The following is a 19278-nucleotide window of genomic DNA, read 5'->3' as shown; positions in this document are numbered from 1 at the left end:
ACCGGCAAAATCGTCGGCGTCCTCACGGCCGTCGTTGAAACGACCGCGCGCGTCCTGACCGAGCGCCGGATGCGCGTCCTGGGCGCGCTGTCCAAAGCGACGATCGAAGCAACGACGGGTGCCGTGCCGATCGACGAGACCTGTCAGAATCTCCTAGATCTGCTCTGCTGCAATAATCCCGATATCCCGTTCGCCGTTCAATACAACGCCGACGAGAGCAGGCACGCTCGACTCGTCGCTGCAAGCCAAATCGGTCGCGCGCTGTTTCCGTCCTCGATGTCAGCCCTATCACCCGACGATGAATGGGGCATCGTCAATGTCCTCAATACGCGCACGCTGCGGATCATCGAGCGTTCGCCCGAACCGCCGCTCGCGCTGCCAGGCGGCGCCTGGCCTGAGCCGACGACGCAACTCGTCGCATTGCCGCTTTTGCGCAAAAGCCCCGGTAACAACCTGGTAGGCGCGTTGCTCATCGGCGCCAATTCGCGCCTGCATCTCGATTCAGAATATCTTGATTTCCTGATGCTGGTCGCCGCCGAACTGGCGGGATCGATATCGGCCCTCCAGAGCATCGAGACGGAACAGCGCTCCGCGCGAACCAAGGAGCTCCTCGTGCGAGAATTGCAGCATCGAAGTCGCAATTTGCTCGCAGTGGTCCGGTCGATCTCGGAACGGACGCGCGCGGCGAGCACCTCGCTCGATGATTATGCAAGCGACTTCAATGGGCGCCTGGCCGCGCTTTCGCGGGTTCAGGGCCTTCTCTCCCGCGAGGCGTCGGAAGCGATTGGCCTTGATGAGCTCGTGCACATGGAAATGAATTCGCTGGGCGTGGCGGACTCCTGCGACGTCTCGATCGGAGGCCCGAACCTGGCCCTTCCTCGGGATTCCGTGCAGATGCTTTCGCTCGCTCTGCATGAACTGGGCACCAACTCCATCAAGCACGGTGTCCTCAATGGCTCCGGCGGCACCCTGGAGATCCGCTGGCAGCTGGCGAGCACTGACAAGCCCGCTCTGCGTCTTGAATGGAGCGAACGCAGACGGAAGCTCGCCGAGCTGATCGCATCGCATCGACATGGATTCGGCAGGACGCTGCTCGAACAGGGACTGCCCGGGCAGCTTGGGGCGACGACGCGGTTCGATCTGCGGCCCGAGGGCTTGCAGTGCGTTATCGAACTACCCGTTGAATCCGCAACATGATGGCTGGGGAGTAAGGCGAGCGATACCCATTCCCACTCGCCCACCTGTCTCTCCGGGCTGCAAGCGCAGCGTCAGCCGCGCCGTGCGGCCTTGATCGCGGCGACGTCGATCTTCGTCATGCCCATCATCGCGTCGAATGCGCGCTTTGCTTCGGCACCGCCGGCCGCCAGCGCCTCCATCAGCACGCGCGGCGTGATCTGCCAGGAAATGCCCCATTTGTCCTTGCACCAGCCGCACGCGCTTTCCCGCCCGCTATTGCCGACGATGGCATTCCAATAGCGGTCGGTCTCCTCCTGATCGTCGGTCGCGATCTGGAACGAGAAGGCTTCGCTATGCTTAAACATAGGACCGCCGTTGAGGCCGAGACAAGGAATGCCCGCGACCGTGAATTCGACTGTCAGCACATCACCCGCCTTGCCGGACGGATAATCGCCGGGTGCGCGGCGGACAGCGCTCACTGCGCTGTCGGGGAACGTCTCGGCGTAGAAGCGGGCGGCAGCTTCGGCGTCCTTGTCATACCAGAGGCAAATCGTGTTCGTTGCCATTCGCGAGTCCTTTCAGTTCCACTGCAGGTTCATCCCCCCATCCCCGTCGAGATAGGCGGTCCCGTCGATGCGCTCCAGCCTCGTCCTTCGCCTCGCCATCATATCGTCGCGGCCGATGGCAATTTCTTGACTCGTCCCGCGTCAGCTATCAGATTTCGGAACAAACTCGCGCGCGGTGCCCATCGCCGCCGCAGCGCTCGCTTCATCCTCGGGATTGGCCTTCGCGCAATCCGCCATGGAACGGCAGGCTCAATGCGAGCTGTCCTTCATCCGCGACACGCGATCGCCGGTGGCCATCCAGTACATTCGTTCGGCCTGCAACTGGCTCTCTCTCAATGGCGACTCCCTATTGAACGAACGGAGCAAGGGCTACTATGTCTGCCTCGTGCAGCAGCTCTCGGGCGTCCAGGCCAATGAAGCCGCTGCCGCAGTCATCTCGGCATGCCGGACGTCAAATCCGCTTTGATACTTCCTCGGCGGCGCCTGCCACAGCAAAGCTATTGGATCGTAACGGCAAGTCACGAGAGGGTATATTGTGGTCGCTTGTCCTCGCGAGGCGTCTCGGCCGCGGCTCAGTTACAAACTTCAGCCTGCGTGGTCCCGCCCGGGCCGGTAAATCCCGGCGCGCCGCGCTCAAGTCTGCAGCCTGGGCGAACTGGCCGACACCCAGCGGCCGAGCAGAAGGTTTGGCCCGACGCGGACGGCTTCGCGGGTGCAGCTTCGATCTGCTTCCGCTCCGTATCTCGGTTCTTGCCTTCCTCGCGGGTTGCAACCGGCTTCTTGTCCTGAACCTTCTCGCATTCGTTGTCGTCATTGACGCGATAGCCTGCGCGACAGGTGATCTTCACGCAAGAGTCGCCGTCGGCCTTGAAGCCATGGTCGCAGATCAGCGGACACACGCGTCCCTGCTTCGCTTTCAGCGCATCCAGCGTGTCGACGCTCGCGAAGGCGAGGATCTTCTTCAGCTGCACGCGCGCGAGGTTGGCGTAGAACCCGTCCGGATAGGCCTGCAGAAACGCCTGCCATGCCTCGCGATCGCCCGCCTGCAGCGCCAGCTCATAGTCCCGCCGCACGCTGTCCTGGGGATTGGCCTGCGGGCCGGGAGCGGCCGCCGGCTTGGCCGGCACCAGCGACACATCATCGCCGCCGAGCGAGCCGTACACATACGGCTCCTGTTTGTAGCCGGTGTTCTTCAAGACATCGTCGCGCACGAAGCCGAACGCCTTGCGCAAATCAAGCCCCGGCGTGGGAAGACGATCGACGAGCGCCGTTGCGAACGGACTGTTCTTTGCGTCACCGTCCGATGCGGTCGAACCCGCCTTGGCCGCGAATGCAATCATCGTGTTCGGGCTGGTCGGCTCGACCTTGGCGAGCCCGCGACCGATCGCGCGCGAGGCGACCGTCCGCTTCATCGTCTTGGCGAACGGATTGTCCCGGCAGGCATCCAGAATGACGAGGCGCAGTTGCTTTGCCGGCTCAATGGCAAACAGCACGCGATCGAGCGGGAACGCCTCGTCGAGGACGTCGGTGTCGGTCTCCAGGGCGGCATCGGTCGGGATCAGATAATTGTTGCCATCCAGCTCGATGCCGTGGCCGGCGTAGTAGATGACCGCGACGTCGGCCTCGCGCGCCTTGGCACCGAATTCGCGCAGCGCCTTGCGCATGTCGACGACGCTCAGGTCGAGCTTGACGTCTACGGTGTCGAAGCCCGCCTTCCTGAACATGCCGCCGACCAGCGCGGCGTCGTTCACCGGATTGGAGAGCTTGGGCACGCTCTTGTAGGCGGAGTTGCCGATGACCAGCGCGACGCGCTTTTCGGCCATTGCCGGTCCGCTGCCCAGCCAGACAGCAAAAATGAACAAGGCAAATAGACGAAGCGCGCCCATAACAGCCTCAAATCAGAAGCAATCAGAGTATTCGGAGTACGACCAGCCATGAAGATGCATGGACCGAAAGGTTTCCTTCCTCGCCCGGCGCCCGTCCTCAGTTACAGATTTCGCGGTGCCCGTACTGCCCAATCGCGATATCAACTCGACAGCCCTGCCGAACTGGACGGCAGCCCCTAGTGTCGCAATAGATCTGGCCCGTCGCCTGCGGCTTCGACGGCGCGGCCTCGACCTTCTTCCTTTCGTCGTCTCGCGGCTTGGAGTCATCGCGGGTCGCGACAGGCTTCTTGTCCTGGACCTTCTCGCACTCGTTGTTGTCGTTCACCCGATAGCCGGCGCGGCAGGTAATCTTCGTGCAAGTGTCGCCATCAGCCTTGAAGCCGTGCTCGCAGACCAGCGGACAGACGCGTCCCTGCTTGGCCTTCAGCGCGTCCAGCGTATCGACGCCTGCGAGCTTCACGTCGAACTTGGTGCCGGCATATTTGTTGAATTGCGTCAACGAGCGCTGCGAGACCGCATTCCACTCGCCATCGGCGGATGACGTCAAACAACCGACGCGCCGCAACTCCGACTGCACCGACTTCGCCAGCTCGGCCGCAGAGAGGCTTGATGTCGGCGGCGCAGCAAGCGCCGCCACCTTCTGGGTCTCGGCAGCAGACCGCGTCTCAGAGGCCTGCTCGGCACCGTCCTTTTCAGCGGCCTGCTTTGCAGTTGACTCCGCCGCCAACTTTTCGGCCGCCTGCTTGGCCACAAGGTCCGCCCTGGCCCTTTCGGCGGCCTGCTTCTCCGCGAGGGCCTTCGCGGCCGCGGCCTCGGCTTCCTTCCGGCGTTGCTCAGCGGCGGCTGCCTTGGCTTCCTCGATCTGCTTGGCCTTCTCGGCGGCAAGCCGGGCGTCCTCGGCAGCCTTGGCGGCGGCTGCCGCCTTCTCCTGCTCGGCCTTGTTCGCACGCTCGGCTGCGAGCCTCGCCTTGTCGTCTTCAGCCTGGCGTGCCTTCGCAGCCGCAGCTGCGCGCGCCTCTTCGGCTGCGACGTTCTTCAGTTGCGCGCGGGCGAGGCCGGCATAGAAGCCGTCCGGGTAAGCTTGGAGGAATGCTTCCCATGCGTCTCGGTTTCCGGCTTGAAGCGCGAGCTCATAGTCCCGCCGCAGGCTGTCCTGGGGATTGGCCTGCGGGCCCGGCGCAGCTATCGGCTTGGCCGGCACCAGCGGCACGTCATCGCCACCGAGCGAGCCGTAGACATACGGCTCCTGCTTGTTGCCGGTGTTCTTCAAGACATCGTCGCGCACGAAGCCGAAGGCCTTGCGCAGATCAAGTCCCGGCGCGGGAAGTCGATCAACGAGCGCCGTAGCGAACGGACTATTCTTCGCGTCACCGTCCGACGCAGTCGAGCCCGCCTTGGCGGCGAAGGCGATCATGGTGTTCGGGCTGGTCGGCTCGACCTTGGCGAGGCCACGCCCGATCGCGCGCGAAGCCACGGTCCGCCTCATCGTCTTGGCGAAGGGATTGTCGCGGCAGGCGTCCAGGATGACGAGCCGAAGCTGTTTGGCCGATTCGACGCTGACCAGCACCCGATCAAGCGGGAATGCCTCGTCGTAGACGTCGGTATCGGTCTCGAGCACGGCATCGGTCGGGATCAGGTAGTTGTTGCCATCCACTTCCATGCCATGGCCGGCATAGTAGACGACCGCAACGTCCGCATCGCGGCTCTTGCCGCCGAACTCGCGCAGCGCCTTGCGCATCTCGGCCGCGCTCAAATCCTGCCTGACATCGACGGCATCGAAGCCGGCCTTCTTCAGCATGCCGCCGACCAGCGCGGCGTCGTTCACCGGATTGGAGAGTCTCGGCACGCTCTTGTAGGCGGAGTTGCCAATGACCAGCGCCACGCGCTTCTCGGCATGGGCCGAGCCGCATCCGAGCAAAACGGCAAATATCAACCAGGCAAAAAGACCAAAACGACTCACTGCAGTCCCCCAGGAATGCAATCTCGCAGACTAGATACAGCGTCACGAAAAGCAAATTTCGCTCTGTGACCTCAGTCACAAATGACGCCAGTCTACACGCCGAATCCGGCCCCGGCCGCTCGTGCAATCGAGTCAGGGTTAATCGTGCCCTGATGGCGAAGGCCCGTGCGAGCCCCCGCGTCCCTGCCTTCCCGCCTAAGGTCTGTACTCAATAAGGATTCCGGCTGAGCCCGGTTTGTGATTCAAGGTCTCCGAAGATGATTTGGAGGCCGGGATGGCGAAGGCGCTCTACCTTTTGAACGATGCGGAATGGCGGCGGATCGAGCCGTTGTTGCCCCGTGGTCGGCGTGGAGCGCGTCGCGTCGACGATCGCCGGGTGATCAGCGGGATCGTCTACATGCTGCGTTCGGGCGGTCGCTGGCGCGATTGCCCGGCGGGGTATGGTCCCTACACGACGATCTACAATCGCTATAATCGCTGGAGCCGTCAGGGGATTTGGCACGACATCTTCAAGGCTCTGACCGGTCATAGCGGCATCTTCGGCACCGTCGCCATCGACAGCACCCACGTCAAAGCCCACCGCTCCGCCGCTGGCGCAAAAGGGGGGACTTCGCGCAAGGTATCGGCCGCTCGCGCGGCGGGCGCACGACGAAGCTCCACGGCCTGACCGACGCCAAAGGACGGCCTCGGGTGCTTTTGCTCACCGCCGGCAATGTCAACGACATCACCGTTGCCGCCGATCTGGTCCGCGCTATCGGTCCCTTCCGCCGCCTGATCGCCGACCGCGGATACGACGCCGATCACCTGCGCCACCTGATCAAGGGCCGCAAAGCTGAACCGGTCATCCCCTCGACCACATCAAGGCGCAGCCCTATTCCTTACGACAAACGCGCTTACAAGCAGCGAAACCGCGTCGAACGTATGTGGTGCAGACTCAAAGACTGGCGTCGCATCGCCACCCGATACGACAAACTCGCCAGGAATTACCTCAGTGCAGCCTTCATCGCCGCCGCAGTCACCTATTGGCTCAATTGAGTCCGGACCCTAGGCCGCACCCAAAGCCTGCGTGAGGTCCGCGATCAGATCGGCGGGGTTTTCGATGCCGATCGAAAGCCGGATCGTGGAATCCAGAACACCGATCTTTTGGCGGATGTCGGCGGGAACGCCGGAATGGGTCATCGTCGCAGGCAGGCTGGCGAGCGATTCCGTTCCGCCAAGGCTCACCGCCAGCTTGAGGATTTGCAGCGCGTTCAAAAATTTCACGGCCGCCGCCTTGCCGCCGACGATGTCGAAGGAGAACGTCGATCCTGCGCCGAGGCACTGCCTTGCGAACACGCGCCCGGCCGGCGACGCCTCTTCGTGGTGACCGAGATAGTGAACCTTCGCCACCTTGGGGTGGTCACGCAGGAAGTCGGCCACGAGGCGCGCGTTGCCGTCGGCCTTCTCCATGCGGATGCTCAGCGTCTCCAGGGAACGGCTGATCATCCAGCATGAGTGCGGATCGAGCTGCGTGCCGATGGCGCCCCGCAGCGCCTTGACGCCCTTGATGACAGCCTTTGCGCCGAGCGCGGCGCCCGCGATCAGGTCGGAATGACCGCCGACATATTTGGTCAGCGAGTACAGCGAAATATCCGCGCCGTGCTCGATCGGCCGCTGGAACACCGGCCCGAGCAGCGTATTGTCGCACGCGATGATCGGCGTGTGGCCCTGGGCCTTGCCGATCGCGTCGGCGACACGCCGGATCATCGCAATGTCGACGAGGCCATTGGTCGGGTTGGCCGGGGTTTCGATGATGATCATCGCAACGCGGCCCTTGCGCATGGCCTCCTCCGAGGCCTGCTTCACCGCCGCCTCGTCGATGCCATCGGCGAAGCCGACGGCGCCGATCGAGAGGCGCGCAAGCGTGTTCGTCAGCAGGGTTTCCGTCCCGCCATAGAGCGGCTGGGAGTGCAGGATGACATCGCCCGGCCGGACGAAAGCGAGAATCGTCGTCGCGATCGCCGCCATGCCGGATGAGAACAGCGCACAGCTCTCGGTGCGCTCATAGACCGAGAGCCGGTCCTCGACGATCTCGCTATTGGGATGATTGAACCTGGAATAGACGAGGCCGGCCCCCATCCCTTCCGGGGGCTCGCGCCGGCCGGAGACGAAATCGAAGAAGTCCTGCCCGTCCTCGGCCGTCCTGAACACGAAGGTCGAGGTCAAAAACACCGGCGGCTTGATGGCGCCTTCCGAGAGTTGCGGATCATAGCCATAGGTCAGCATCAGAGTTTCGGGATGCAGCATATGGTTGCCGATGTGGGTCTTGGACGGGAACGGTTTTGCCATGGCCTGTCTCGCTATTCTTGATTCGGATCCTCGCCGTGCGTTGGAACCCCGCAATCAAAAGCAGGCAGGCGTTGGATGCGCCGGCATCCAACGACTCATCGTCAACGTCGCGGCGGCTCAAGTTGAGGATAGCTCATACGCGGCGCTCTGGCAGCGATAGGTCAGGCTCGGCTGACAGATTTTCTCTGTTGCGTCTTTGCGAGGTTCGCCATGGACTGGCGTGTGGTCGTCGCCCGCATGAGTGAAGCGAACGGGGACCTGCCCCGGATATCGCTTCGCTCATCCGGGCTACGAAGGCGTCTCGCGGGAGACTTACCTTTGACGCGTCGCCCGCAAACATCCCTGATTCCGTCCACCCATTTTCGTGTTGCCGCCACAAACAGCACTCACGAATGCGTGACCGCGTATGGGGAGAAAATAAAGTGCGCGCACAGAGAACATGGAAGGTCGTGGGGGCCAAACATCACCACTCAAATATCGAGCAACTTCAGCTAGATCTGGCAGCTTTAAACCGGTGCATAGACGTACTGGACAAAGCTGACGTCAATCCTCAGGACATAGAGGTGTTGACTGCGCATGCGCTGACGCTCGCCGAACAGATCGATGAGGTGCGCTGGTCGAACCCCGCAAAAGCTTTGGGGTGGTTACTCGAGGAAGAGATCCACAAGCCTGCCGCTCGAAAAGATTCGGGTGCCGGCTGAACAATTATTCTCGCCGCGCTATCACCGGAACGCTCCCGAAAAGTAGGGATGCGAACCTGAGTTTCTTGCGTCGCATCTGACGAAAACACATTGAAGCGCGGCTACGAACGGCAGCCGGCTACTTCAGCTTCACGCGATACGTCTCGTGGCAGTCGCTGCAGCGGTCGTTCATACTGGTGTAGGCAGCCTTCAGGCTCGCGACGTCCTTGACCTTGCCCTTGACGTCCGCGATCGCCTTCTGCACCGGCGGAATCTTGGAGTCGAAATCTGCCTTGTTCTGCCAGACCTTTTGCGACGCGCCGTAGGTCGCGTTCACCACGTCCTGCTTGGGATTGACCTCGAAGGTCTTGGCGATCTTGGCGACGTCGGCTTCGAGGTTGGCAATCGCCTCATCGACGGCCTTCTGGTTGTAGGGGATCTCGCCCTTGGTCATCTTCAGGATGACGCCATACATGCTCTTGGCCTGCGAGCGCATCAGATTGTCCTGCTGAACGGCAATCTCCTGCTGCGCCATCACGGCGCCCGCACCCAGCAACAAGGTGCCCACGACAACAATCGTCCGTTTCATCTGGTATTTCTCCGGGCTCGCAGGCGTTTCACGAGCATGATCCGGAAAAGTGTGACGCGGTTTTCCGAAAAGATCATGCTCAAACAACAACTCAGGGCCATGCTCCGCATCGCGGGAGGCATGGCCCATCCTGAATAGAACCCCGCCGCGGGCTTTTATTCCCGCGTGCGGAGATCACGCATCAGAGGCTGTGACGGCGGTGGTGCTCGTTGATCGCGATCCACACCCGCTCCGGCGTTGCCGGCATGTCGATGTGGTCGATCTTGTATTCGCGCCAGAGGCCCTCGACGATGGCGTTGACGATGGCTGGGCACGAGCCGATCGCGCCGGCCTCGCCCGCCCCCTTCACGCCAAGCGGATTGGTCTTGCAGGGAACGTTGTGGGTCTCGAACACGAAGGCCGGACCATCGGCCGCGCGCGGCAGCGCGTAGTCCATATAGGTGCCGGTGACGAGCTGGCCGTCACCCGCGCCATAGACCACCTGCTCCATCAGCGCCTGACCGATGCCCTGCATGGCGCCGCCATGCACCTGGCCGGCGAGCAGCAGCGGATTGAGCGTCTTGCCGAAATCGTCGACGATCACGTAGTTGACGATCTTGATCACGCCGGTGGCTGGATCGATCTCGACTTCCGCCAGATGCGTCCCGTTTGGATAGGTGCCGTCGGCGCTGGCAAAAGTCGCACTGCCGTTCATCTTCGACGGGTCGGCGCCGGGGCGCTTGGCGAGATCGGCAAAGGAGATCGTGCGGTCGGTGCCGGCGATGCGGATTGCGCCGGCCGAAATCTCGAGGTCGCCGGCGCTGGCCTCCAGCGCCTGCGCAGCGACCTCCTTCAGCTTCTTGCCAAGCTCGCCCGTGGCACGCTCCACGCAGACGCCGCCGGTGGGGATCGAGGCCGAGCCGCCGGTGCCTAAGCCCGTCGCGATCTCGTCGGTGTCGCCCTGGCGGATATGCACACGCTCCGGCGGCAGGCCGAACTGCTCGGCAACGATCTGGGCATAAGCCGTCTGGTGGCCCTGCCCGCTCGACTGCGTGCCGATCAGGACGGTGACGTCGCCGTTGGGATCGAGCCTGACGTTGGCGGTCTCTTCTCCCATCACGCCGCAGATCTCGACATAGCTCGCCAAGCCAATGCCGCGGACCAGGCCCTGCTTCTTGGCCGCCTTGGCGCGCTTTCCGAACTCCTTCCAGTTTGCGATCTCCATCGCGCGCTTCAGGTGCGCGGCGAAGTCGCCGGAGTCGTAGACCTTGCCCGTGGCCGTCTTGTAGGGCAGCGCCTTCGGCTGGATAAAATTCTTGCGACGGATGGTGTCGGGCGTCATGTCGAGCTTGCGCGCGCAGGCATCGACGAGACGCTCGATGACATAGGCAGCCTCGGGCCGGCCCGCTCCGCGATAGGCATCGACCGGCACGCTGTTGGTGAAGATGGTGCGCACCCGGCAGTGGAAGGCCTGGATGTCGTAGAGGCCCGGCAGCATGCCGGCGCCGCCATGCGGGATGTAGGGCCCGAAGGTCGACAGATACGCGCCCATGTCGCCCATCAGGTCGCAATCCATCGCGAGGAACTTGCCGTCCTCGGCGAGCGCCATCTTTGCGGTGGTGACGTTGTCGCGGCCCTGCGCATCGCCCATGAAATGTTCGGAGCGGTCGGCCGCCCATTTCACCGCCTTCTTCAGCTTTCGCGCGGCCACTGCCATCAACGCGTATTCGCGATACGGAAACAGCTTTGTGCCGAAGCCGCCGCCGACGTCGGGGCAGATCACCCGCATCTTGTCGGTCGGGATATTGAGCACGTTCTGGCAGAGGATGTCGCGCAGGCGGTGGCTGCCCTGGCTGCCGACCGTCAGCGTCAGATGGTCGCGCTTGGCGTCGTATTCGCAAACAGCCGCACGCGTCTCCATGAAGCTCGCGACCACGCGCGGATTGACGATGGAGATTTCGGCGACCGCATGTGCTTTCGCAAAGACGGCTTCGGTTGCGGCCTTGTCGCCGATCGAGACGTCGAACAGCACGTTGCCGGGCTTGTCCGCCCAGACCTGCGGCGCGCCCTTCTTCACGGCATTGACGACGCCGGTCACGGCCGGCAGCGGGCTCCACTTGACCTCGATCGCCTCGATCGCGTCACGGGCCTGGTCGATCGTCTCGGCGACGACGAAGGCGATGGAATCGCCGACATGGCGGACCTCGTCCTTGGCGAGGATCGGGTAAGGCGGGCCGGTGAACGGATCGGTTTCGAGGTTGAACAGGCACGGCAGATTGCCGAGATCCCCAACGTCGTCGGCGGTCAGGATCAGCGCGACGCCGGGCAGCGCGCGGGCGCGGCTCACATCGATCGTATATTTGGCATGCGCGTGCGGCGAACGCAGCATCAGGCAGCGCAAGGCCGCATGGGGCGCATAGTCGTCGGTATAGCGGCCCTTGCCGCGGATCAGTACGTCATCCTCCTTGCGCAGCACGCTTTGGCCAACGCCGAATTTGATGGGAGCAGCCATTTTCTCTCCATGCCCTCATGGTTGTTTTGCCGCCATATTGCAGCGGAAAAACGGATAGCGCAAACGGCTTTAGCCGTGCACATGGGTCGCAGGCCGGGGAAAGCGCCGCGCCCCCGCGCGGATGGCGGGGGCAAGACGGTCGATCTGTCACATCCCACCACGGCTCCATAGATGCCTCGTGCCATCTCTAAGCGTATCGATAGCTCGTTCAGGTGTGAGGTAGTCGATCTCACCACGCGTCAAGCCGATATCCATCAGCTCCCTGTCACTCAGGTCCTGCAAAGTGGCTCGTAAGCTCTGGCGCTGGCGTTGCTCCTGAAACGCACGCCAATATCGCTTGAGCAGGCTTAGGACGCGCCCCGTCGCTGCGGCCGTCGGTCCTGCAGCGTCCTTTTCGGACAAAGCGTCGTCCAGCGTTGCAATGGAGAGGTCGAGGCGGAGCGCTGCGGCATCGCGCTCGGTCTCGGATGTGATGTTCGTCTGTTGGGGTGGCATCGGATGCTCCTGCTGTTGTGCCGGCAGGGAGCGTGGCCAAACAAAAGGCCCCGTCCGATGCCGGCGGGGCCTGGTGAAAAGATGTCGTCGTCGAACTCCTAGCGCGCGACTCCTTCCACGGCCCAGCCGAAGCGGGTCATGTGCTTGAAGTCGACGATGCGCACTGATTTGTTCATGAGACCTCGATACCACAGCAAACGCGCAAAATCAAGAGATGTGCGGAGGTCGGTTGCACCCTAGAGGCGAGCACGTCGCTCCGCCGCATTGGCCCTCCGTAAAACGGACGCAACGAAGCTATTGAAGTTCGCCTAGCTGCGCACCTGCGAGAGCAGCCAGGCGCGGCCGAATAGCACGAGGATGCAGAGCCCATAGACGATGGTGCCGCCGACGGCCAATAGCGCAAGCGTCAATTCGTCCCGGAAGTGCATCGAGGCAAGATAGGCGCCGCCGAACCGCGCGATCAGCCAGAAGGCCGCGGCCAGGATGAGTCCGGTCACGAGGAATTTGACCAGCGACAACAGCCAGGCGCGGTCCAGCACGAGAAAGCCTCGCCGCACTGCGAAGAAGAGCACCAGCAGCAGATTGGTCCAGACACCAACGGCGGTTGCCAGCGCCAGGCCGATCTGGGCGAGCGATCCCATCAAGGCAACCTTCAGGCCGACGTTGACCGCGATGCCGGTCAGCGAGGCGCGCACCGGCGTCGCCGTATCCTTGCGCGCGTAGAAGGTCGCGACCGCGCTGCGGATCAGCACGAAGGGGATCAGTCCGATGGCATAGGCCGCGAGCGTGGCGCCGGCGGCGGCGGCATCGGCCTTCGAGAACGCGCCGCGGGCGAACAGCGCGCGCATGATCGCCTCGGGTACGGTGATGAAGGCGGCGACGAAGGGCACCGAGAACAGCAGCGTGAAGTCGAAGGCGCGGCGCTGCGCCTTCATCGCACCGTCATGATCGTTGGCCGTGATCCGCCGCGACATCTCAGGCAGCAGCACCGTGCCGATGGCGATGCCGATGACGCCGATCGGCAGCTGGTTGAGGCGGTCGGCATAATAGAGCGCCGACAGCGCGCCTGCGGGCAGGAAGGTCGCGATGATGGTGTCGGCGAACAGCGCGACCTGCGTGCCCATCGAGCCCAGCGTCGCCGGGCCGAGCGCCCTGAAGAAGCCACGGACGTCTTCGTCGAGCTTGAGCGGCGCAAAACGCGGCAGGCCGCCATGGCGCGCGAGATCACCGGCAAGCAGGAAGTATTGCAGGAAGCCCGAAATCAGGACGCCCCAGGCGGCGGCGTGCCCCGCGCTGGGAAACCAGGCGGCCAGCGCCAGCGTCATCATCATCGAGACGTTGAGGAAGATCGACGCGGCCGCGGCACTTGCAAAGCGCTGCATCACATTGAGCATGCCGCCGTAGAGCGTCACCAGCGTGATCAAAAGCAGATAGGGAAAGGTGATCCGGGTCAGCTCGATCGCGAGCTTGCGCTGCTCGGCGTCCTCGGAAAAGCCGGGCGCCAGAATGCTCATGGCCTGCGGCATGAACAGCCAGGCGACGATCAGCAACACGATTTGCGAGGCCAGCAGCAGCGTGAAGATGCGGTCGGCGAACAGTCTTGCCGCCGCCTCGCCCTTTTCGCCATGGACATGGGCATAGGCGGGCACCCAGGCGGCGTTGAAGGCGCCCTCAGCAAAGATCGCGCGGAAGTGATTGGGCAGGCGGAGCGCCACGAAAAAGGCGTCGGCGACCGGGCCGGCGCCCAGGATCGCCGCGAGCATGATGTCGCGGGCAAACCCCGTCAGCCGCGAGAGCAGCGTATAGCCGCCAACCGTGAAGATGCGTCCAAGCATGCGGCTCTTCTAGAGGCTAATCGGTCAACCGATAAGGCTCTCAAGTCTGATGTGATCAAAAAAGACGGGGGGTCGGCTGTTCACTCCCAACGGGGAGAGGTCGGATTGCGCCAGGCGATGCGCATTGCTGTGCCCTCTCCCCTTGTGGGAGAGGGCTGCGCCGCGAGTAACCACAAACTCTTTGGGGTGAGGGGTTTGTCTCCGCACGTTCCATGCGGAGAGAGACCCCTCACCCGTCTCGCCGCTCTGCGGCGAGCCACCCTCTCCCACAAGGGGAGAGGGTAAGTGCAGCAAAACGGCGAAATCAGGCCGAAAGCGCGCCGCGCACGGCGGCGATGATTCGCTCCTGGGCCGCCTCGTCCAGATAGGCATGCATCGGCAGGCTGATGACGTCTTCCGACAGGCTCTCGCAGCCCGGCAGGCCGCCGTCGGCGACCGGATAGTGCCTGTAGGCAGTCTGCTGGTGCATGGACTTCGCATAGTAGATTGCGGTCGGCACGCCCTGGGCCTTCAGTGCGGCGGCAAAGCCGTCGCGATCGGTGCCCTCAGGCAGGCGGATGGTGTACTGCGCCCAGACCGAGGTACAGCCGGGCGCGAGCCGCGGCACGGTGACGACGTTGGACAGGCCACGCGCATAGCGCTCGGCCACCTTGTTGCGCGCCGCGATCTCGTCGTCGAAAATCTTGAGCTTCTCGATCAGGATCGCCGCTTGCATGGTGTCGAGCCGGCCGGTCAGCCCAAGTCGGACGTTGTCGTACTTGTCCGCGCCCTGGCCATGGACACGGATGCTGCGCAGCGTGTGTGCGAGCTCGTCATCGTCGGTGAAGATCGCGCCACCGTCGCCGAAGCAGCCGAGCGGCTTTGCCGGGAAGAAGCTGGTTGTGGTTGCGAGCGCCAGCGTGCCGAGCTTGCGGCCCTTGTAGCTCGCGCCAAAACCTTGCGCGGCGTCGTCGAGCACGAACAGACCTTCGGCCTTTGCGATCTCGGCGATGGCGTCGTGATCGGCGGGCTGCCCGAACAGATCGACGGGGATGACCGCGACCGGCCTCAAGCCGGCCTTCCGGGCGGTCGCGATGCCGCGCTTCAGGGACTCGGCGCTCATGTTGAAGGTCGCCTCATCCACATCGACGTAGACCGGTGTAGCGCCGGTCCGCGCCGCCGGCGAAGCGGTTGCAATGAAGGTGAACGACGGACACAGCACGGCATCGCCGGGCCCGACGTTCTTCGCCATCAGCACCATCAGAAGCGCATCGGTGCCGCTGGCGCAGCCCACCACATGCTTGGCGCCGCAATAGGCCGCGAGCTGCTTCTCGAGCTCGGTGACCTCCGGACCATTGACGAACTGGCAGTGGTCGAGCACGCGCGTGACCGCGGCATCGAGCGAAGCGCCGAGCCGGCGGCGCTGCGCGCCGACATCGATGAAGGGAATGGGATCGGAACGCAGATGCTGGTTCATGGCGCCTTGCGGATTGTCTTGCAGTTTCTGGGTGGTCGACATCGAGACGGATCAGCCGGCGATGCGGCGCGGCCCCTTGCGGGCCGCGGATGCCGCAGCAGGATGGCTCGGCGCCTCCAGGCAGCGCGTGGCGATCTCAAGGCTCGCAACGCCCTCATCGCCGGTCACTGCCGGCGTCTCGCCGTGGCGCACCGCGTTGAGGAACGAGATCAGCTCGGCGCGCAGCGGCTCGTCATGGCCGACCGGCAGATGCCGCATAGAATAGCTTCCGTCCGGCTTGAAGCCGAAGCATTCGGTGACCTGGCGCGTCAAGAGATCGCCCATGACGTATTTGCCGCGGGTCGCGACCGTGACGCTGCGCGCCTTGAACGGCGTTAGCCAGTTGGTGTTGATGTGCGCGAGTACGCCGGAGGCAGTGCGGAACTGCAACAGCGCAATGTCCTCGCGCTCGGCGACCGCACTCGACAATTGCGGTTGCACCTCGACGATGTCGGACTCGGTGAACCAGCGGATCAGATCGATGTCATGCACGGCGAGGTCGATCACTACGCCGACATTGGACATGCGCGGCGGGAACGGGCCGACGCGCGTGATTGCGATCGACAGGATGTCCTCGCCCGCGATCGCCTGCTTGACCGCAGCGACCGCCGGATTGAAGCGCTCGACATGGCCGACCATCAGCGTCACGCCGGCCTCGCGCGCAGCAGTGACGATCTCGCGCCCCTCTTCCACCGAAGACGCGATCGGCTTCTCGACCAGCACGTGGATCTTCCTGGCGATGCAGGCGAGCGAGATCTCGTGATGCAAATGTGTCGGCGCCGCGATCGTGACGGCATCGACGCCTTCGGCGACGAGCTGATCGAGCGTCTCGAAGCACTGGCAATTGGCAAGCTCGGTCGCACGCACGCGGTGCGCCGGCGAGGGATCGACCACACCGACCAGGCTGACGCCGGGAAGCCCCGCGAGCACGCGCGCGTGGTTGCTGCCCATCACGCCAGCGCCGATGACACCGACGCGCAAGCCGGCCTCGGCCGGTGCAGATCCTTTGGAACTCATTTGATCGAAACCCCGATTCAACCCAAATCCCCGGCGCCACTCCTAGCACGGCCGCCACATTTGTGGCGAATACCGGGATATGGAACCGGACACGATTTGATTCAAAAAATTACACGTTCCCCGGGCCTTAAGCCACAGTCGGAGGCTGGCACTTAAGCCCGGACCACGTGATTCGGAGTCGCTGGTTACGACCTTTGATAGTCGTCTTCAATCCGGATGATATCGTCTTCCCCGAGATAGCTGCCGGTCTGGACCTCGATCAGCTCCAGCATGATTTTACCGGGGTTCTCCATCCGGTGCACCGCGCCCATCGGGATGTAGATCGACTCGTTCTCGTGCACCGTCTTGACGGTCTCGTTTACGGTGACCCGGGCCGCGCCGCGGACCACGATCCAGTGCTCGGCGCGATGGTGATGCTTCTGGAGCGACAACCGTCCGCCCGGCTTCACCACGATGCGCTTGACCTGGTGACGTTCGCCATTGTCGACCGACTGATAGCTGCCCCAGGGACGATGCACCTTGAGGTGCTCTTCGGTGACCTGCGGCGCGACCGTCTTCAGCTTCGCAACCAGCCGCTTCAGCCCGTTGGCATCCTTCTGGCGCGAGACCAGCACGGCATCGGCGGTTGCCACCACGACGAGATCGTCGACGCCTTCGAGCGCCACCAGCGCCTTGTCGGTCGTGACGTTGCAATTGCGCGAATCCTCGAACACGGCGGTGCCGTGCGCGGCATTGCCCTGCGCGTCCTTATCCGAGAGCTCCCACACCGCAAGCCAGGAGCCGACATCGGACCAGCCGCAGGAGACGGGAACGACCGCGGCGCGCGCGGTCTTTTCCATCACCGCATAATCGATCGAGATCGCCTTGGCCGAGGCAAACGCCTTCGGCTCGAGCGTGACGAAGCCGAGATCGTGGCCGGCGTTGGCAACGGCCTCGGAGACCGCCTGCACGCTCGTCGCATCGACCTTGCGATATTCGTCGAGCAGCACGGCGGCCGGGAACATGAAGTTGCCGCTGTTCCAGAGATAGCCCGAATTGACGTAGTCGGCCGCCTTCACCGCGTCCGGCTTCTCGACGAATTTCGTGACCGCGCGCACCTCGCCCGCGACCGCTTCACCGGGGTTGATGTAGCCATATTCGGTCGCCGGCCGTTCCGGCTTGACGCCGAAGGTGACGATGCGCCCCTCGCCCGCGGCAACCAGCCCCTGCCGGCACGCCGCGACGAACGCAGCTGCGTCGCGCACAACGTGATCGGCGGCGAGCGCCAGCACGATCGCCGCGTTGTCGCGGCTCTGCGCAAAGGCAGCGCCGGCCGCAATCGCCGGTCCTGAGTCGCGCCGCATCGGCTCCAGCAACACATCGGCCTCAATGCCGATCTCGGCCAATTGCTCCAGCACCATGAAGCGATAGGCCGCATTGGTGATGACGATCGGACGATCGAACAGCGCGGCATCGGAGACGCGCAAGAGCGTGTCCTGGAACGTCGAGCGCGTGCCGAACAGCGGCAAAAACTGTTTGGGGCGTACCTCGCGCGAAGCAGGCCACAACCGCGTGCCTGCCCCGCCGCACATGATCAGGGGGATAATGCGTTTGTCCATCGTGATCTCAAACCTTGTAGTAGTCTCGATACCAGCCCACGAAGTTACGGACACCATCCTCGATCGGAGTCGATGGTGCAAATCCGGTGTCGCGCATCAAGTCGGCGACATCCGCGAAAGTCTCCAGCACGTCTCCCGGCTGCATCGGCAACAAATCCTTGACCGCCGTCCGGCCCAGCTCCCGTTCCAGAAGTCCGACGACGTGCATCAGTTCTTCCGGATGGTTGTTACCGACATTGTAGAGCCGAGACGGTGCATTTGCGGCGGCCGGATTATCCGCAGGCACCCGATCAATCAGCTTGGATACTACGCGGGTGACGTCGTCAACATAGGTGAAGTCGCGCCGCATCTTGCCATGGTTAAAGAGCCGGATCGGCCTGCCCTCCATGATGGCGTTCACAAACAGAAACATGGCCATGTCGGGCCGGCCCCAAGGGCCGTAAATGGTGAAGAAGCGCAAGCCCGTGACCGGCAGCCGGTACAGATGGCTGTAGGACTGCGCCATCACCTCATTGGCCTTCTTGGTCGCGGCGTAGAAGCTCACGGGATGGTCGGTTTTGTCCTCGATGGCAAATGGCAGTTTTGTGTTGGCGCCGTAAACGGAGGATGACGAGGCATAGACGAGATGACGACAGCCATTGTGCCGGCAACCCTCGAGCACGTTGAGAAAGCCCTGAAGATTGGAATCGGCGTAAGTCTGCGGATGTTCGATCGAGTAGCGCACGCCGGCCTGGGCGGCGAGATGCACGACGGTCGCGAACTGGTGCTGCGCGAACAGTTTCGCGATCGTGTCGCGATCGGCGAGATCGGCCTGGACAAAGGAAAAGCCGCCATCCTGCTCCAGCACGTCAAGCCGCGACCGCTTCAAGGCCGGATCGTAATAGCTGTTGAGATTATCGAGCCCGACGACCGGCCGGCCTTCGGCCAGAAGCTGCAAGGCGACGTGAAAACCGATGAAGCCGGCCGCGCCCGTGACCAAAATCGCCTGATCTGCCATCATGTTCCCAAATCTTCCGCCGCCGCCTCTTTAGCCGCCGCGTCAAGGGGGCGGCAATAGCTAACGCGGCCTCTCACGACAGCTATTGCAAGATCGGCGCCAAGACCATACCAAAGCGGCCGAATTCGGCGCAGGGCGTCGGGTTACGCCAACTCTGAAGAAACC

At 63.4% G+C, this 19278-nt stretch carries 16 protein-coding genes; 4 read left to right on the top strand and 12 right to left on the bottom strand.

Going from position 1 to position 19278, the window contains the following annotated elements; translation table 11 throughout:
• Positions 1–123: 123 nt before the first annotated feature.
• Positions 124–1197 carry a sensor histidine kinase gene (locus NLM33_RS44155; protein WP_254104860.1) on the top strand — a complete coding sequence of 358 codons (1074 nt, stop codon included), beginning with the start codon at positions 124–126 and terminating at the stop codon, positions 1195–1197.
• Between the two features lie 71 nt (positions 1198–1268).
• On the opposite strand, the gene NLM33_RS44150 is transcribed toward NLM33_RS44155, so the two are convergent.
• Positions 1269–1742 carry a VOC family protein gene (locus NLM33_RS44150; protein WP_254104857.1) on the bottom strand — a complete coding sequence of 158 codons (474 nt, stop codon included), beginning with the start codon at positions 1740–1742 and terminating at the stop codon, positions 1269–1271.
• Positions 1743–1917: 175 nt separating this feature from the next.
• Here NLM33_RS44150 and NLM33_RS44145 point away from each other — a divergent pair, with 175 nt between their 5' ends.
• The gene (locus tag NLM33_RS44145) at positions 1918–2208 is read left to right on the top strand and encodes a VF_A0006 family four-cysteine protein (RefSeq protein ID WP_305880511.1); all 291 of its coding nucleotides are present in this window, start codon (positions 1918–1920) and stop codon (positions 2206–2208) included.
• A 106-nt stretch (positions 2209–2314) separates the two neighbouring features.
• On the opposite strand, the gene NLM33_RS44140 is transcribed toward NLM33_RS44145, so the two are convergent.
• Both NLM33_RS44140 and NLM33_RS44135 read right to left on the bottom strand, forming a co-directional pair.
• Positions 2315–3628 (bottom strand): caspase family protein, encoded by a 1314-nt coding sequence (locus NLM33_RS44140; RefSeq protein WP_254104852.1) that lies wholly within the window; start codon positions 3626–3628, stop codon positions 2315–2317.
• A gap of 97 nt (positions 3629–3725) precedes the next feature.
• Positions 3726–5588: a caspase family protein gene (locus NLM33_RS44135; RefSeq protein ID WP_371930079.1), complete on the bottom strand. Its 1863-nt coding sequence runs from the start codon at positions 5586–5588 to the stop codon at positions 3726–3728.
• 274 nt (positions 5589–5862) lie between these two features.
• On the opposite strand from NLM33_RS44135, the gene NLM33_RS44130 reads away from it, so the two are divergent.
• Positions 5863–6623 (top strand): IS5 family transposase gene (locus tag NLM33_RS44130; protein WP_371929940.1). Its coding sequence is split into 2 segments (ribosomal slippage): positions 5863–6201 and positions 6204–6623, totalling 759 coding nucleotides; the frame shifts between segments, so codons are not numbered across the junction.
• 9 nt (positions 6624–6632) lie between these two features.
• Here NLM33_RS44130 and NLM33_RS44125 read toward each other — a convergent pair.
• Positions 6633–7916, bottom strand: a complete 1284-nt coding sequence (locus NLM33_RS44125) for a cystathionine gamma-synthase family protein (protein ID WP_254104850.1) — start codon at positions 7914–7916, stop codon at positions 6633–6635.
• A 392-nt stretch (positions 7917–8308) separates the two neighbouring features.
• Here NLM33_RS44125 and NLM33_RS44120 point away from each other — a divergent pair, with 392 nt between their 5' ends.
• Positions 8309–8617, top strand: coding sequence for a hypothetical protein (locus NLM33_RS44120; RefSeq protein WP_254104849.1), 309 nt, complete (start codon positions 8309–8311; stop codon positions 8615–8617).
• Positions 8618–8735: 118 nt separating this feature from the next.
• Here the strand turns inward: NLM33_RS44120 and NLM33_RS44115 are convergent, their stop codons facing one another.
• The 8 genes from NLM33_RS44115 to NLM33_RS44080 form a co-directional block, all read right to left on the bottom strand.
• Positions 8736–9185: a cytochrome c gene (locus tag NLM33_RS44115; RefSeq protein WP_254104847.1), complete on the bottom strand. Its 450-nt coding sequence runs from the start codon at positions 9183–9185 to the stop codon at positions 8736–8738.
• Between the two features lie 181 nt (positions 9186–9366).
• Positions 9367–11676, bottom strand: a complete 2310-nt coding sequence (locus tag NLM33_RS44110; RefSeq protein ID WP_254104844.1) for a xanthine dehydrogenase family protein molybdopterin-binding subunit — start codon at positions 11674–11676, stop codon at positions 9367–9369.
• Between the two features lie 147 nt (positions 11677–11823).
• A complete protein-coding gene (locus NLM33_RS44105) occupies positions 11824–12171 on the bottom strand; it encodes a DUF1127 domain-containing protein (protein WP_254104841.1) in 348 nt (115 codons plus the stop codon).
• A gap of 308 nt (positions 12172–12479) precedes the next feature.
• Positions 12480–14006, bottom strand: a complete 1527-nt coding sequence (murJ, locus tag NLM33_RS44100) for a murein biosynthesis integral membrane protein MurJ (RefSeq protein ID WP_254104839.1) — start codon at positions 14004–14006, stop codon at positions 12480–12482.
• Positions 14007–14310: 304 nt separating this feature from the next.
• Positions 14311–15462 (bottom strand): DegT/DnrJ/EryC1/StrS aminotransferase family protein, encoded by a 1152-nt coding sequence (locus NLM33_RS44095; RefSeq protein ID WP_254106161.1) that lies wholly within the window; start codon positions 15460–15462, stop codon positions 14311–14313.
• Positions 15463–15513: 51 nt separating this feature from the next.
• Positions 15514–16518: a Gfo/Idh/MocA family protein gene (locus NLM33_RS44090; protein ID WP_254104836.1), complete on the bottom strand. Its 1005-nt coding sequence runs from the start codon at positions 16516–16518 to the stop codon at positions 15514–15516.
• 185 nt (positions 16519–16703) lie between these two features.
• Positions 16704–18116 carry a mannose-1-phosphate guanylyltransferase/mannose-6-phosphate isomerase gene (locus NLM33_RS44085; RefSeq protein ID WP_254104833.1) on the bottom strand — a complete coding sequence of 471 codons (1413 nt, stop codon included), beginning with the start codon at positions 18114–18116 and terminating at the stop codon, positions 16704–16706.
• A gap of 7 nt (positions 18117–18123) precedes the next feature.
• Positions 18124–19113, bottom strand: coding sequence for an SDR family NAD(P)-dependent oxidoreductase (locus tag NLM33_RS44080; protein WP_254106160.1), 990 nt, complete (start codon positions 19111–19113; stop codon positions 18124–18126).
• Positions 19114–19278 lie beyond the last annotated feature (165 nt).

It is taken from the genome of Bradyrhizobium sp. CCGUVB1N3, assembly GCF_024199925.1.
Lineage (GTDB): Bacteria > Pseudomonadota > Alphaproteobacteria > Rhizobiales > Xanthobacteraceae > Bradyrhizobium.
This window is presented reverse-complemented; position numbering and strand designations above follow the sequence as displayed.